Source organism: Xanthomonas arboricola pv. guizotiae, from assembly GCF_002940205.1.
Classification (GTDB): Bacteria; Pseudomonadota; Gammaproteobacteria; order Xanthomonadales; family Xanthomonadaceae; genus Xanthomonas; species Xanthomonas arboricola_C.
The window spans coordinates 19,469-34,494 of record NZ_MDSK01000006.1; the positions used below are offsets into that span (position 1 = coordinate 19,469).

The 15,026-nt window shown below is 65.4% G+C and carries 13 protein-coding genes; 9 read left to right on the forward strand and 4 right to left on the reverse strand.

What is annotated here, in order from left to right; all coding sequences use genetic code 11:
* The first annotated feature begins 23 nt into the window (after window positions 1-23).
* The 3 genes from XarbCFBP7408_RS05075 (at window position 24) to XarbCFBP7408_RS05085 (ending at window position 2,831) form a co-directional block, all read left to right on the forward strand.
* Window positions 24-425 (forward strand): DUF4124 domain-containing protein, encoded by a 402-nt coding sequence (locus tag XarbCFBP7408_RS05075; protein WP_181106285.1) that lies wholly within the window; start codon window positions 24-26, stop codon window positions 423-425.
* 114 nt (window positions 426-539) lie between these two features.
* Window positions 540-2,234 carry a proline--tRNA ligase gene (locus XarbCFBP7408_RS05080; protein WP_104561951.1) on the forward strand — a complete coding sequence of 565 codons (1,695 nt, stop codon included), beginning with the start codon at window positions 540-542 and terminating at the stop codon, window positions 2,232-2,234.
* A gap of 144 nt (window positions 2,235-2,378) precedes the next feature.
* Window positions 2,379-2,831: an H-NS family nucleoid-associated regulatory protein gene (locus tag XarbCFBP7408_RS05085; protein WP_104561953.1), complete on the forward strand. Its 453-nt coding sequence runs from the start codon at window positions 2,379-2,381 to the stop codon at window positions 2,829-2,831.
* Between the two features lie 61 nt (window positions 2,832-2,892).
* Here the strand turns inward: XarbCFBP7408_RS05085 and XarbCFBP7408_RS05090 are convergent, their stop codons facing one another.
* Window positions 2,893-4,152: a threonine/serine ThrE exporter family protein gene (locus XarbCFBP7408_RS05090; RefSeq protein ID WP_104561955.1), complete on the reverse strand. Its 1,260-nt coding sequence runs from the start codon at window positions 4,150-4,152 to the stop codon at window positions 2,893-2,895.
* Between the two features lie 49 nt (window positions 4,153-4,201).
* Here XarbCFBP7408_RS05090 and XarbCFBP7408_RS05095 point away from each other — a divergent pair, with 49 nt between their 5' ends.
* The 4 genes from XarbCFBP7408_RS05095 (at window position 4,202) to XarbCFBP7408_RS05110 (ending at window position 7,929) form a co-directional block, all read left to right on the forward strand.
* Window positions 4,202-5,431: an MlaE family ABC transporter permease gene (locus XarbCFBP7408_RS05095; protein ID WP_429001371.1), complete on the forward strand. Its 1,230-nt coding sequence runs from the start codon at window positions 4,202-4,204 to the stop codon at window positions 5,429-5,431.
* Between the two features lie 85 nt (window positions 5,432-5,516).
* On the forward strand, window positions 5,517-6,359 hold the full coding sequence (locus tag XarbCFBP7408_RS05100) for an ABC transporter ATP-binding protein (RefSeq protein ID WP_104561957.1): 843 nt from the start codon (window positions 5,517-5,519) through the stop codon (window positions 6,357-6,359).
* A 2-nt stretch (window positions 6,360-6,361) separates the two neighbouring features.
* Window positions 6,362-7,288, forward strand: coding sequence for an MlaD family protein (locus tag XarbCFBP7408_RS05105; RefSeq protein WP_104561959.1), 927 nt, complete (start codon window positions 6,362-6,364; stop codon window positions 7,286-7,288).
* The gene (locus XarbCFBP7408_RS05110; RefSeq protein ID WP_104561961.1) at window positions 7,285-7,929 is read left to right on the forward strand and encodes an ABC-type transport auxiliary lipoprotein family protein; all 645 of its coding nucleotides are present in this window, start codon (window positions 7,285-7,287) and stop codon (window positions 7,927-7,929) included. Before XarbCFBP7408_RS05105 ends, XarbCFBP7408_RS05110 begins: the two co-directional genes overlap by 4 nt.
* Before the next feature lie 467 nt (window positions 7,930-8,396).
* Here the strand turns inward: XarbCFBP7408_RS05110 and XarbCFBP7408_RS05120 are convergent, their stop codons facing one another.
* A complete protein-coding gene (locus XarbCFBP7408_RS05120) occupies window positions 8,397-8,996 on the reverse strand; it encodes an alpha-ketoglutarate-dependent dioxygenase AlkB family protein (protein WP_104561963.1) in 600 nt (199 codons plus the stop codon).
* Between the two features lie 127 nt (window positions 8,997-9,123).
* Between XarbCFBP7408_RS05120 and XarbCFBP7408_RS05125 the strand changes: the two genes are divergently transcribed.
* Window positions 9,124-10,773: an electron transfer flavoprotein-ubiquinone oxidoreductase gene (locus XarbCFBP7408_RS05125; protein WP_104561965.1), complete on the forward strand. Its 1,650-nt coding sequence runs from the start codon at window positions 9,124-9,126 to the stop codon at window positions 10,771-10,773.
* A 109-nt stretch (window positions 10,774-10,882) separates the two neighbouring features.
* Window positions 10,883-13,618 carry a rhamnan synthesis F family protein gene (locus XarbCFBP7408_RS05130; protein WP_258072029.1) on the forward strand — a complete coding sequence of 912 codons (2,736 nt, stop codon included), beginning with the start codon at window positions 10,883-10,885 and terminating at the stop codon, window positions 13,616-13,618.
* A gap of 23 nt (window positions 13,619-13,641) precedes the next feature.
* On the opposite strand, the gene XarbCFBP7408_RS05135 is transcribed toward XarbCFBP7408_RS05130, so the two are convergent.
* Window positions 13,642-14,280 carry a CoA transferase subunit B gene (locus XarbCFBP7408_RS05135; RefSeq protein WP_104561969.1) on the reverse strand — a complete coding sequence of 213 codons (639 nt, stop codon included), beginning with the start codon at window positions 14,278-14,280 and terminating at the stop codon, window positions 13,642-13,644.
* Window positions 14,280-15,011 carry a CoA transferase subunit A gene (locus tag XarbCFBP7408_RS05140; protein ID WP_104561971.1) on the reverse strand — a complete coding sequence of 244 codons (732 nt, stop codon included), beginning with the start codon at window positions 15,009-15,011 and terminating at the stop codon, window positions 14,280-14,282. Before XarbCFBP7408_RS05140 ends, XarbCFBP7408_RS05135 begins: the two co-directional genes overlap by 1 nt.
* Between the last annotated feature and the right edge of the window lie 15 nt (window positions 15,012-15,026).

The window sequence follows — 15,026 nt, forward strand, 5'->3', positions numbered from 1 at the left end:
GGGAATCATCCAGGGGAAGCCACATGCACCTGTCGTCCGGGCTCTGCGCCCTGCTGATGCTGGCCAGCGCCGCCGCCGGCGCGACCGATCTGTATAAATGGAAGGACGCCAAGGGCGTCACCCACTACACCGAAACCCCGCCACCGGCCGGCCAGCGCTACGAAGCGCGCCGGATCGATGCGCGCAGCGGCACCGCCGCCATCGCCGCGCCGGAAGCCGCCACGCCCGAATCGGCCGACTGCCTGACGGCACGCCGCAACCTGGAACTGCTCAGCGGCAAGGGCGAGGTCACCATGGGCGCCGGCGCCGACGGCAAGCCCGGTACCCCGCTGGACCCGGACGCGCGCGCGGCGCAGCGCAATCTCGCCGAGGCCGCCGCCAAGGCCTATTGCAAGCCGGCAGCGAGCGGCAATCCGGCCACCTGAGCCGGCGCACGACCGGCCGCATGCCGGTCCATGCATCCGGCCGATCGGCCGCTGCCCCTGACCGGCAAGGCGCGACACTGGCAAACTATGGGCTTTCCGCCCAAGCGAAGCCCGATGCGTCTTTCCCAGTTCCACCTGCACACCACCAAGGAAACCCCGGCCGACGCCGAGCTGGTCAGCCACCGTCTGATGCTGCGCGCGGGCATGATCCGCAAGCTGGCCTCCGGGCTGTACACCTGGTCGCCACTGGGTCTGCGCGTGCTGCGCAAGGTCGAGGCCATCGTGCGCGAGGAGATGAACCGCGCCGGCGCGGTGGAAGTGCTGTTCCCCACCATCCAGCCGCGCGAGCTGTGGGACGCCACCGGCCGTTGGGAGAAGTTCGGCGGGCAGTTGCTCAAGATCAAGGATCGCAAGGAGCAGGAGTTCTGCTACAGCCCGACCGCCGAAGAGGCCGCGGCCGAATTCGCGCGCCAGGAGATCAACAGCTACAAGCAGCTGCCGCTGAACTTCTACCAGATCCAGACCAAGTTCCGCGATGAGATCCGCCCGCGCTTCGGGGTGATGCGTGCGCGCGAATTCCTGATGAAGGACGCCTATTCCTTCCATCTCACCGATGCCGACATGGCGCGCGAGTACGACAACATGCGCGCGGCCTATACCCGCATCTTCACCCGCCTGGGGCTGGAATTCCGCGCCGTGCAGGCCGACTCCGGCGCCATCGGCGGCGACGCCTCGCAGGAATTCCACGTCATCGCCGCCTCCGGCGAGGACTCGCTGGCGTTCTCCACCGGCTCCGATTACGCCGCCAACGTGGAAACCGCCAGCGCCGCCCTGCCCGCGCCGCGCGCCGCGGCTGGCGAGGCCATGCGCCAGGTCGCAACGCCCACCCAGAAGACCTGCGAAGACGTCGCCCAGTTGCTGGGCATCGCGCTGCAGCGCACGGTCAAGTCGGTGGCGGTGATGACCGAGGCCGGCTTCGTGCTGGTGCTGGTACGCGGCGATCACGCCGTCAACGAGATCAAGCTCGGCAAGGTCGCCGGCCTGGCCGGCTACCGCCTGGCCAACGAAACCGAAATCCGCACCCACCTCGGCTGCGAGCCGGGCTTCCTGGGTCCGGTGAACACGGCCCGCCCGGTGCGCGTGGTGGCCGATCGCGATGTCGCGGCGATGGCCGATTTCGTGGTCGGCGCCAACGTGCCCGGCGCGCACCTGGCGGGCGTCAACTGGGGCCGCGACCTGCCCGAGCCGGAAACCGTTGCCGATGTGCGCAACGTCATCGACGGCGAACGCGCGGCCGATGGCGGCGAACTGCGGCTGGCCCGTGGCATCGAGGTGGGCCATGTATTCCAGCTCGGCAGCCAGTATGCGCAGGCATTGCAGGCCACCGTGATCGACGAGAACGGCAAGCCCGCAGTGATGAAGATGGGCTGCTACGGCATCGGCATTTCGCGCATCGTGGCCGCGGCGATCGAGCAGAACCATGACGATGCCGGCATCGTCTGGCCCGCGCCGATGGCACCGTGGCAGGTGGTGGTCTGCATCATCAACCCCAAGCAGGACGCGCAGGTGGTTGCCGCCGCTCAGGCATTGCTGGACGAATTGCTCGCCGCAGGGATCGAAGCGGCGCTGGACGACCGTGGCCTGCGCCCGGGCGCGATGTTTGCCGATATGGAACTATTGGGTATTCCGCATCGGGTGGTGGTCTCCGAACGCGGATTGGCCGCCGGCACATTTGAATATCGCGCCCGCACTGCGGAGGCAGCGGAAAACCTGGATAAGGCCGGGTTATTCTCCCGGCTGGGTCGTTGATCAAATCACCCGCAACTACTTCAATTGGATGAACACAATGCGCCGAATTATTTCGGCGCATTTGTCACCCGGGTTTTCTGACATTATGATGGCCAGCGCTGCCACGGACCGGCATTCTTTTCTCTCTCATCTTCCGGAGTAGTGATGTCGATCGATCTAAGCGGCCTGTCGGCCAAGCAGTTGGGTGCCCTGATCAAAAATGCGAAAAAGCAGCAAACCGTGGTTGCCAAGCGCGCCCCGATTGCCAAGGTCCGCACGCAGCTGACCCGCGCGGCAAAAGCCCAGGGTTATTCCATCGAAGAATTGTTTGGCGCCAGCGCCGGTGCGGGCCGTTCGGCTGCCGCCGCCAAGCCGGGTCCGCGCGCCGGCCGCAAGCTGGGCAAGGTTCCGCCGAAATATCGCAACCCCGCCAACCCCCAGGAAGCCTGGACCGGCCGCGGCAAGCAGCCGCGCTGGCTGGCCGAACTGACCGCCGCCGGCAAGAAGGTCGAAGACTTTCTGATCAGCAAGGTCAGCGCCAAGAAGACCCCGGCCAAGAAGGCCGGCGCGCGCAAAGCCGCTACCAAGCGCGCGACCAAGAAGCCCAAGGCCGCTTGATTGATACCAATAAAAAACGCCGGCAGTGCCGGCGTTTTTTATTGCGCGTTTTTTGTTGCGGTCATAAATTCTTGCGCGCCGGAATCAATAGATTGCCGAACAGCAATCCGGCCATCAAGGCCATCACGATATTGGTCACCGCCAATAGCGCGGCCTGCCCCACACTGACATCCTGCTGCTGTATCAGGGTCAGAAAACCGCGCAGGCTGACACTGCCCGGAACCAGCATGATGATGCCGGGCAACCGGATCAGTGCACCGGGTTTTTGCACCACCCGCCCGAACAGATTACCGGCGGCGGTCAATGCCATGGCCGATGCAAAGACACCGGCCGGACCACCCCAGACGTGTCCGGCATAACGCGCGATGACATATCCGGACATGGCCGCCGCCATGATCCACACATAATCGCGTCGATTGGCCTTGAACAACACCGCAAATGCATAAGCGGCCACCAGCAGCGAGGCCCATTCCACCCAGCCGGCCTGCGGGCGCAATGCGGCCACCTGCGGGTGCAGGCCGAGCACCTGGGTCAGCGTCACCGCGATCACCGCACCGACGGTGAGTTTGAGCACCGTGGTCACCGCACCGGCCAGCCGCGCCGTGCCCGACACCCAGTGCTGGCTGGCCAGCTCGTTGAAGGCATTGGTCAACGACATGCCGGGCAGCAGCACCACCAGCGAGGCGATGATCACCGTATTGAGGTTCAATGGCCCGACCAGCGAAGCCACCACCGCGGCCACCACCCCGGCCAGCAGGCCGGCCAGCGCCTCGCCGGCTTCCTTGGTCGCCGGCCGCCTGTCGGTGTATTGGGTCAGCAGGCCGATCGACATCCCGATCGCCCCCGCTGTGGCGATATCCAGCCACGGCAGTTTCCACAGCCCTGCCACCCCGGCGGCGGCCAGCCCGAATGCCAGCACCTGCATGGTCCTGCCGCGCCGGTCGACCTCGCGGTCCAGCCGCCGCAGCGCGGTGTGGCCCTGCGCGATGCTCATGCGCCCGTTGGCCACGCCGTCGGCCACGTAATCGGCCACGCTGAGCTTGTAGAGGTCGTTCTCGCCCGGGGCCAACCGGATCACCCGGGTGATGTCGCTGGAGCCGATGGCCTTGGTCGGGTCGCTGAAGCTCAAAATGATCCCGGTGGGATTGGACCAGGGCTCGCAGTCCAGGCTCAGCTTGTGCGACAGCCCGACCACGGCGGCCTCCAGACGCTGCGCCGTGGTGCCGTAGGAATGCAGGCGTCCGGCGATTTCCGAAACAAAGGCGACGCGCTGGGCATAGGTGGCGCTGGCGGACGGTTGGACGACGGTGGCAGCGGACATGCGTGGCGGGTCGGATCGGAGAAACGCCGTCTGGCGAGGCCGCCAGTGTATGCCGCAGCGCACCTGGCCGGCGCGCCGATTGACCGTGCCGGGACCGCAGCTGCGAAGCGTCCCCATCATTCGCTCACGCCGGGCGCGGTATGCTGGCGTCACGGACAGGCCACCCATGATCAAAGCGCAACCTCCACGCATCGAACAAGACTCGCAGGATCACGCACAGGTCCGCCTCGCTGGCAGTTGGGTCCTGGCGACCGCATTGCCCCAGGCCGAGCTGCTGCAGGCCGTGCCCGAAGGGATCCGGCGCATCGACGCGCGTGGCATCGGGCAACTGGACTCGGCCGGCGTGCTGCAGCTGCTGCGCTTCGCCAGCCGCATGGGCCTGAAGGAAGATGCGATCGATTTCCGCGATGAGCACCAGGCGCTGGTGTGCACCATCGAAGAACTCAACGACGAACGCCCCAAGCCCAAACGCGACTACGGCTTCGTCGCCGCGCTGGACCGTCTGGGCCGCACCACCCACGGCGTCGGCCAGGGCATTCTGGAGCTGAACAGCTTTCTGGGCGAAAACCTGGTCAAGATCGCGCGGCTGATCCACGAGCCGCGGCGCTTCCGCCTGACCTCCACCGTGCACCACATGGAGCAGGTCGGCCTGGATGCGGTGCCGCTGGTGGTGCTGCTGTCGTATCTGGTCGGCGCGGTGATCGCGTTCCTGGGCTCGACCATCCTGCGCGACTTCGGCGCGGAGATTTACGTGGTAGAGCTGGTGTCGATCGCCTTCCTGCGCGAGTTCGCAGTGCTGCTGACCGCCATCGTGCTGGCCGGGCGCACCGCCAGCGCGTTTACCGCGCAGATCGGTGCGATGAAATCGCGCGAGGAAGTGGACGCGATCCGCACCCTGGGCCTGGACCCGATCGACCTGCTGGTGATTCCGCGCCTGCTTGCGCTGATCTTCACCCTGCCGCTGCTGACCTTCATCGCGATGATCGCCGGCCTGGCCGGTGGCGTCACCGTGGGCGCATTCGACCTGGATATTCCGCCGCAGATGTACCTGGCGCGCATGCACGACACCATCCAGCTGCGGCATTTCCTGGTCGGGCTATCCAAGGCGCCGCTGTTTGCGCTGGTGATCGGCCTGATCGGTTGCCTGGAAGGCCTGAAGGTCAGCGGCACCGCGCAGTCGGTGGGCGAGCGCACCACCTCCTCGGTGGTGCAGACGATCTCCTTGGTCATCATCCTCGACGCGGTCGCCGCGCTGTGGTTCATGAAGATGGGGTGGTGATGAGGCCGGGATTCGACATTCGGGATTCGCGATTCGTGCAAGGCACAAGCGCAGCTGGCGCCCTGACATTGCGGAGAGCCGTGCTGTGACCAATCCCCAATCCCCAATCCCCGATCCCGGCACCGAGGCCGACGCCGACAACGCGCAGCTGGCGATTTCGGTGCGCGGGCTGACCAATCGCTTCGGCAGCCAGACCGTGCACGAGGAGCTGGATCTGGACGTGCGGCGCGGCGAGATCCTGGGCGTGGTCGGCGGCTCGGGCACCGGCAAGTCGGTGCTGATGCGCAGCATCCTGGGCCTGCGCGAGCCCGATGCCGGCAGCATCCAGGTGCTGGGCGCGGATGCGCGCTCGGGCCGCTTCGCCGACCGCCAGCACATCACCCGCAATACCGGGGTGCTGTTCCAGGACGGTGCGCTGTTCTCGTCGATGACCGTCGGCGAAAATGTGCAGGTGCCGCTGAAGGAACATCACGGCGAGTTTCCCGAGCGCTGGTATTTCGAACTGGCGCTGCTGAAGATCAAACTGGCCGGCCTGCCCGCCGATGCGCTGGACAAGCTGCCCTCGCAATTGTCCGGCGGCATGCGCAAGCGCGCCGGCCTGGCGCGGGCGCTGGCGCTGGACCCGCCGCTGCTGTTCCTAGACGAACCCACCGCCGGGCTGGACCCGATCGGCGCGGCCGCCTTCGACCGGTTGATCCGCACCCTGCAGCAGGCGCTGGGCCTGACCGTGTTCCTGATCACGCATGACCTGGATACGCTGTACGCCATCTGCGACCGCATCGCGGTGCTGGCCGATCGCAAGGTGATCGCCAACGCGCCGCTGGCCGACGTCGAGCAGATCGATCACCCCTGGATCCAGGAATATTTCCACGGTCCGCGCGCCCGCGCCGCGCGCGCGGCCAAGACCGACTCCACCGAGACCGCCTGAGCATGGAAACCAAAGCCAATTACGTCCTGATCGGCGCCTTCACCATCGTGGCGGGCCTGGCCCTGCTGCTGTTCGGGCTATGGGCCGCGAAATACTCCTCCGACCGTACCTGGCAGCAATACCGGGTGGTGTTCCGCGAGGCGGTGACCGGCCTGTCGGTCGGCAGCCCGGTGCAATACAACGGCATCGCGGTGGGCTCGATCACCGAGCTGACGCTGGCGCCGAACGACCCGCGCCAGGTGGTCGCACACGTGCGGGTGAACTCCACCACGCCGATCAAGAGCGATACGCGCGCCAAGCTGGCCATCACCAGCCTGACCGGCCCGTCGATCATCCAGCTCTCCGGTGGCACGCCCGAGGCACCGTCGCTGACCACCATCGACAAGAGCGATGCGCCGATCATCCAGACCACGCCGTCGGCATTGCAGAACATCACCGACACCGCCAACCGCATCGTCGAGCGCATGGACCAGATGCTCTCGGACAAGAACGTGGCCAGCATCACCGCCACGCTGCAGAACCTGGAAAAGATCAGCGGCGGCATCGCCGATCGCGACCAAGGCATGCAGGCGCTGATCGTCAGCGCGCGCGATGCCGCACGCAATCTGGACACCACCCTGACCACCACCAACGGCACCATCAAGCGGCTGGACCAGAACCTGGTGCAGCAGCTGCCGGGCATCCTGGAAAAGCTCGATGCCACCCTGGTCAAGCTGGATTCGGCCGCCGGCAACGCCGACAACATCCTTGGCGAGAATCGCGCGGCCATCAATAGTTTCGCCAACGACGGACTGGGCCAGCTCGGGCCCACGCTGACCGAATTGCGCGGTTTGATCCGCGACCTGCGCCGGGTCAGCGACAAACTGGACAACAACCCTGCGCGCTACCTGCTCGGCCGCGACGCACCCAAGGAGTTCGAACCGAAATGACTGCCATGCGCCCGTTGCGTTCCATGTTGTGCGTCTCGCTGCTGGCGCTGGGCGGCTGCTCGGTGTTGACCGGCGGCGACCAGAAGCCGGCCACCATCTACGCACCCAACGTGCGGATCGCGCCGAACCCGTCCTGGCCGCAGGTAACCTGGCAGCTGTCGGTGTCCAAGCCCAGCGCCGCGCGGGTGATCGACAGCCCGCGCATCAACGTGCGCCCGACCCCGGGCGAGTTGCAGGTCTATCACGGCGCAGGCTGGGCGCAGCCGGCCACCGACATGCTGGAAGACAGCGTGGTCCGCGCGTTCGAGGACTCCGGCAAGATCGCCGCCGTCGCCCGTGTCGGCACCGGCATCCGCTCCGACTACAAGCTGGCGATCGACCTGCGCCGCTTCGAATCCGATTACGCCGGCCAGTCGCTGCCTTCGGCCACCATCGAACTCAATGCCAAACTGCTGCACGCCGCCGATCAGCGCGTGGTGGCCGCGCGCACCTTCCTGGTCGCACGCCCGTCCAGCGGCACCGACACGGCTGCGGTGGCAGCCGCATTCGAACAGGCGCTGATCCAGGTCACCACCGAACTGGTCGGCTGGACCTTGGTCACCGGCCAGCAGGATAGCCAGAGCCTGCCGCGTTCGTTGTAAGCGCAGGCGACAGATCTTAGAGCGGTTAACAAAGCACTTCACGCCGGTCTACCGCGGGGCGGCTGATCTGCGGCCTGGCTGCAGGGCCCTTGCCCGCCCACCATCGCGGGACACGCCGCAAGTACGTCCATGTAGGCTCTTCTGCGGCATCCATGCCGCATAAGGTTTCGCGACGGTGGGCGGGCAAGGACCCGTCGGGATGGTCGGTGTGCATGGCTTTCAACAAAGCAGCCAGCAAACTGTCTGGTGCGGTGTCCTCACCGATTGCGGGACCGTGTGGCGGCATGGATGCCGCCACCGAGCACCCAGGGACGGGTTCACGGCGTGTCCCGCGAGCGGTGAGGGCACCGCGCCCTCGACCCACTCAGCGTTTGACTCGGACTGCTGACTACATCCACCAAGATGTGGACAACAAAACCACTGCACTCACCGCCAGCCAAGCGCTCGCTACGCTTCGTTAGCCGCTCTTATGGCTGGGACACGCGCGGCGCAATCTGGCGAAAGGTGAGATTGATGCGCTCGCCAACGGGCTTTGCGGTACGCGGCAATGCATGCTTGTAGTGCCGCTGGGTATCGCCTGCCATCAGCAGCAGATCGCCGTGCCCCAATTCCAGCGTCTGCTTCACCGCCGCATCGTCGCGATGCTTGAATGCAAAGCGCCGCGTCGCGCCCAGGCTGACCGAGGCGATCAATGGTCGCGCCCCCAACTCCGGCTCGTCGTCGCTATGCCAGCCCATCGCATCGTTGCCGCTGCGGTAACGGTTGGCCAGCACGCTATTGAACGGCGCCCCGGTCTCGGCCTGCAGGCGCGTGCGTAAAGGCTGCAAGACGTCCAGCCACGGCTGCGGCGCGAACTGCGTGCCCGAGTAGCGATAGCTGGCGCCCGCATCGCCCATCCAGCTGCTCAGACGCGGCGAATCCACCGTCCGCCCGAACATGCGGATGCGATGCACCTCCCACAGCAGCTGCGTCAGTAGCGCCTGCAGCAGCGCATCGGCCTGCGCGCGCGGCAACCAGCCGCGACACCAGGCGATCTCCGCTTGCGGCAATGCCACCCGAATCTTCATCCGTCAAACGCTAGCACGCGCCCGCTGAGTGGAGGCTGGGCAGCGTCGATGAATCGATCCGATTTGCCGCCGTCACATCGAATCCCGGAAAATGCGCGGCAGCCATCGAGCCAACGGGAGCGGAGCAATGTCGGAAGCAGGAGTCGGCGCAACTGCGCCAGAGACGGTCGAGCGCGACGTGATGGAGTACGACGTCGTCACCGTCGGCGCCGGTCCGGCTGGGCTGGCCTTTGCGATCCGGCTCAAGCAGCTCGATCCGGGCATCAGCGTCTGCGTGATCGAAAAATCCAGCACCATCGGTGCGCATATCCTGTCCGGCGCGGTGATCGAGCCGGGCCCGCTGGATGCCTTGCTGCCGGGCTGGCGCGACAACCCGCCGCCGATCTGCGTGGCTGCCACCGACGACGAATTCTGGTTTCTCGGCAAGGACAGCGCGCGCAAGTTCCCGCTGGTGCCGCCAGGCATGCGCAACCACGGCAATTTCATCGTCAGCCTGGGCGCAATGTGCGCCTGGCTGGCGCCGCAGGCCGAAGCGCTGGGCGTGGAGATCTACCCCGGCTTCGCCGCCGCCGAAACCCTGCACGACGACAACGACCAGGTCATCGGCGTGCGTATCGGCGACATGGGCGTGGCCAAGGACGGTTCGCACAAGCCCGGTTACACCGCCGGCATCGATATCCGTGCCAAGGTCACCGTGCTGGCCGAAGGCGCGCGCGGGCATCTGACCAAGCGCCTGCTCAAACGCTTCGACCTCACCGCCGATGCCGACCCGCAGGGCTATTCGATCGGCATCAAGGAACTGTGGCAGGTACCGGAAGGGCGCGTCAGCCCCGGCAAGATCGTGCACACATTGGGCTGGCCGGCCGACAACCGCACCTACGGCGGCAGCTTTCTGTATCACCTGGACAACAACCAGATCGCGCTCGGTTATGTGAGCGGGCTGGACTACAGCGACCCGAAATACCAGCCGTGGGAGGCCTTCCAGCAATGGAAGAACCACGCCCTGATCAAGCCATTGCTGGAAGGCGGCAGCATCCTCTCGGCCGGCGCGCGCGCCATCGTCACCGGCGGCTGGCAATCGCTGCCCAAGGTGGAAATGCCCGGTGCCCTGCTGATCGGCGATACCGCCGGCCTGCTCAACGTGCCCAAGATCAAGGGCACCCATCAGGCGATCCGCAGCGGCATGCTGGCCGCCGAACATCTGGTGCAATCGCAGCTGGCGCCGCAAGGCTTCGACGCCAAGTTGCGCGCGTCCGATGCGATGGCCGAGCTGAAGCAGGTGCGCAATATCAAGCCCGGCTTCAAGAAGGGCCTGTGGTTCGGCCTGCTCAACGCCGCCTGGGAAACCGCGCTCAAGGGCGCCTCGCCTTGGACGCTGAAGAACAAACCCGACTGGTCGGCATTGCACAAGCTCGGCGACCACGAGCAACCCACGCGCGACTACGGCACGCGCGAGCTCGCCCCGCGCGACCGCCTGCAGGCGGTCTACTTTGCCGCCACCGAGCACGACGAAGACCAGCCCGTGCATCTGAAGGTGCTCGACACCGACGTCTGCGCCACCCGCTGCGTACAGGAGTACGACAACCCCTGCACCCGCTTCTGCCCGGCCAACGTCTACGAAATGGTCGCAGACACCGGCAGCCCCTCCGGCAAGCGTCTGCAGATCAACGCCGCCAACTGCGTGCACTGCAAGACCTGCGACATCAAGGACCCGTACGAGATCATCACCTGGGTCACCCCGGAGGGTGGTTCGGGCCCGAACTACCAGAATCTGTGATTAATCAGTGGCGTACCGCGTGACCGGCAGTCTTTCCAAACTCATGGCTGCGGCGCGTCGCTCGGTAGAACTCCATGGTGGCGGTTTCTCCGGCGCAACCGCAGTCGCAATACGGGCACTCAAGCTGATACGCGCCTTGGGAATTCGTGGCCTGGTGGGGCGGTTACAGCTAGCCGGGCGCGCGCGCCCGGCGGGTCATCGCCTGCCTGACCAACACCCATTCCTCCCGCCTGCTCCCCTGTCGCAGCTGCAGCTCAAGATTGGCGTGATGCTGCACGTCTTCTATCCCGACCTGATCGACGAATTCGCGCAGTCGCTCCAGCACATGCCGGTGGGTTATGACCTGCTGGTATCGGTGATGGATGACACAGCCGCAACGCTGGCGCGCGAGCGCCTTTCAACGCTGCCGCAGATCGGGAAGCTCGAGATACGCGTCGTGCCCAATCGCGGCCGTGACATCGCACCGCTCTTGGTGACGTTTCGCGAGCAGATCCTGGCATTGGATGTTGTCGGCCATCTGCATACGAAAAAATCGCTGTATACCGGCAGCGAGCAAGGCGAGTGGCGCCGCTACCTGGTGTCATCCCTGATGGGGAGCCCGGAGCGCATCGCCTGGCAGCTGGGGATGTTTCAGGCCGAGCCGCGGCTCGGCATGCTTTATCCCGAAAGTTACGAGCGGGTGCTGCTATGGGCGCATACCTGGCTCAGCAATTTCAGCGTCTGTCGCACACTTGCCCAGCGACTTGGATTCGACATCAGCCCCTCGGAGTACATCGATTTTCCTGCCGGATCGATGTTCTGGGCGAAGGTGGATGCACTGCGGCCGTTGTACGCACTGAATCTGGAACTCAAGGACTTCCCCGAAGAGCACGGGCAGATCGACGGCACCCTGCACCACGCGGTGGAGCGCTTGTTCGTCGCTGTGGTGCGCAATCAGCAGTATCGCATCGGCATCCTGCCGCAGGACGGGACGCTGTCACTCAGCGACGAGGGTGGACGCAACTGGCAGGCGTCGTTCGAGACACCGATTGCCACGCGATTGACACTGTCGTCCCTGCAGGCTCGACTGGTATCGCTGGATATTTTCGATACCTTGGTGGTGAGGCCGTTCCTATTTCCGGCAGGTGCCCGCGCCTTTCTTGCCCACCTGATAGCACGCCAATTCGGGATCGGAAATTTTCTCGAACTACGCGAACTTGCCGAGTCAAAAGCGCGCCATCAACGTGGCGCCGATGTCGATCTATCGAGCATCTACGCCGCACTGGCTGGCCTGCCCGATGCGAAGGGACTTCCGACCAGCGCCCTCCAGGCACTGGAAGTGGCCCTGGAAGCCCGGCTGCTGCGACCACGCCAGGGCGTGATCGCAGCAGCGACGCAACTAAAGCAACGTGGCATCCGCCTGGTTGCGCTTTCGGACATGTATCTGGATAGCGCATTGCTGCAGCAGGTTCTGCCACCAGAAGTCAGCGCACTGCCGGCTGCCTGGTATGTGTCCTGCGAGACGGGCTGGCGCAAGGATGCCGACAATGTCTGGAGGGAGCTGCCGGCCCTCGAGAAAATCGATGCCTCGCAGTGGCTGCATGTCGGCGACAACGAACATGCAGATGTCCAGCGTCCACAGATGCACCAGCTGTTGACACCGGTGCATGTGCTTCGGCCATCCGCACTGCTGGAGGTGATTCCTGCATTGCGCCCGCTTAGACCATCGTCGGGCGCTGCAGCCCGGTGGCAGGATCAGTTGTGGCTTGGCCTGCTGGCCAATCAATTCGCCGACCTTGCCGACCGGCATCCGGAAACGCTGATGCCCTTGCCGGTTCTTTCACCGGCCTGTCTTGGCTACGTGGTGATCGGCCCGCTGATCTTCGATTATCTTGCCTGGCTGATCCGCACGGCGAAGCAATGCAATGTCGAAACGATCCTGTTTCTGAGCCGGGAAGGCCACCTGCTGGAGCAGGGGTTTCAGCTGGTAAGGCAAACGTCTCCTTCATTGCAGCAGCTGCATGGCAAGTACCTGCTGGCGTCGCGACGGGGAACCGGAACACCCTCGCTGCATGCGCCGGATGATCTTGCATTGCTGCTGGACAGTACCTACACCGGGACGCTGGGCGACCTGATACAGGCGCGCCTGGGAGATGCCGCCGCACATATTGTGGAACGTCGCCTGGGCCGCTCGGTGATGCAACGCGATGTCTACCTGCCGGAGATGCATGCCGAGCTGGTGGAACTGATTGCCCCGGCGATCACCGAACTGCTGGCGCTTGCCGAAACAGAACGGACAGCTTACCTGCATTACTGGAGAGCAACCGCAGGTGACGGCGCGGCCATGGTGGCCGACATCGGTTATTCCGGCACCATCCAGGCCAACCTCGCAAGATTGACTGGGCAGCCGCTGGGCGGCGTTTATTTTGCGTTGAACGGGCGCGCCACAAAGATCCCTGTCCACAATTGGGCAGCCGCCCGCTATTTCGATGGCCGTGCCGACAGTGACCCGGAGCAATCGACGATCCTGCGCCACGATCTGCTTCTGGAAACACTTCTCACCGCTCCTTCGCCGCAGTTTTCCTGCTTCACAGCTGCCCCCGACGTCCCGACTGCGGTCTACGCCAATCCGGAACTGTCGGCAGCGCAATGGGCGACGATCGCGCAGGTGCATGAAGGTGCGCTGGCGTTCATTGCAGACGTCTGTCGGGTTGCCCAGGACCAGAGCTACCTGCTGGACTTCGACCGAACCTCGGTCCAGATCCCGCTGCAGTGCATCGGCTCCGGACGCTGGCAGGCGCCGTGGCTGGCGGATCTGCAACTCGACGACCGGTTCACCGGACGCGGACTGGTTCGCGCCGGATGACCTGACGGCCACCCGGCTTCGCCTCACCGTTGAGCCGTCAGGATTGTCACACCGGTCTTCTGACGCAACTCCTCCAGCGCTACTCCGTCGGCCGCTTCCACCAACACCAGCCCGCCATCGGTGACGTCGAATACCGCCAGGTCGGTGATGATGCGGTCGACCACGCCGACGCCGGTCAACGGCAGGTCGCATTCGCGCAGGATCTTGTGGCTGCCGTCCTTGGCGACGTGCTCCATCAGCACCACTACGCGCTTGACGCCGGCCACCAGGTCCATCGCGCCGCCCATGCCCTTGACCATCTTGCCTGGCACCATCCAGTTGGCCAGGTCGCCGCGCTCGGTAACCTGCATCGCACCGAGAATCGCCAGATCGATGTGCCCACCGCGAATCATCGCAAACGAGTCGTGGCTACCGAAATAGCTGGCGCCGGCACGTGCGGTGACTGTCTGCTTGCCGGCATTGATCAGATCCGCATCCACCTCCGCCTCGGTGGGGAACGGGCCGATGCCGAGCAGGCCGTTCTCCGATTGCAGCCATACGTCCACGCCATCGGGAATGTGATTGGCCACCAGCGTCGGCAGGCCGATGCCCAGGTTGACGTAGGCGCCATCGGTCAATTCGCGGGCCGCACGTGCGGCCATCTGGTCCCTGGTCCAGGCCATCAGTGCTGTCCTTCGCGCACGGTGCGCTGTTCGATGCGTTTTTCCGGGGTGGCGTTGAGCACCAACCGGTCGACATAGATGCCGGGCAGATGCACCTGGTCCGGATCGATCGCGCCCGCCTCCACGATCTCCTCGACCTCGGCGACGCAAAGGCGACCGGCCATGGCGCAGGCCGGGTTGAAGTTGCGCGCGGTCTTGCGGAACACCAGATTGCCGGCGGTATCCGCCCGCCAGGCCTTGACCAGGGCGACATCGGCCTGCAGCGCGGTCTCCATCACGTACTGCTTGCCGTCGAATTGCCGGGTTTCCTTGCCCTGGGCGACGATGGTGCCGTAGCCGGTTGCGGTATAGAACGCGGGAATTCCCGCACCGCCCGCGCGCAGGCGCTCGGCCAGCGTGCCCTGCGGGTTGAATTCCAGCTCCAATTCGCCGGCCAGGTACTGCCGCTCGAATTCCTTATTTTCGCCCACGTAGGACGAAATCATCTTGCGGATCTGCCGGGTGGCCAACAATTGGCCCAGCCCGAAGCCATCGACACCGGCATTGTTGGAGATCACGGTCAATCCGCCGACCCCGCTCTCGCGCACCGCCGCGATCAGCGCTTCCGGGATTCCGCACAACCCGAACCCGCCGACTGCCAGGGTCTGGCCATCGGCCAGCACCCCATCCAGCGCCGTCCCGGCGTCGGCGTAGCGTTTGCCGCCTGCCGCACCACGTCCATCATTGCTCATCACCGCCCTCGCCTC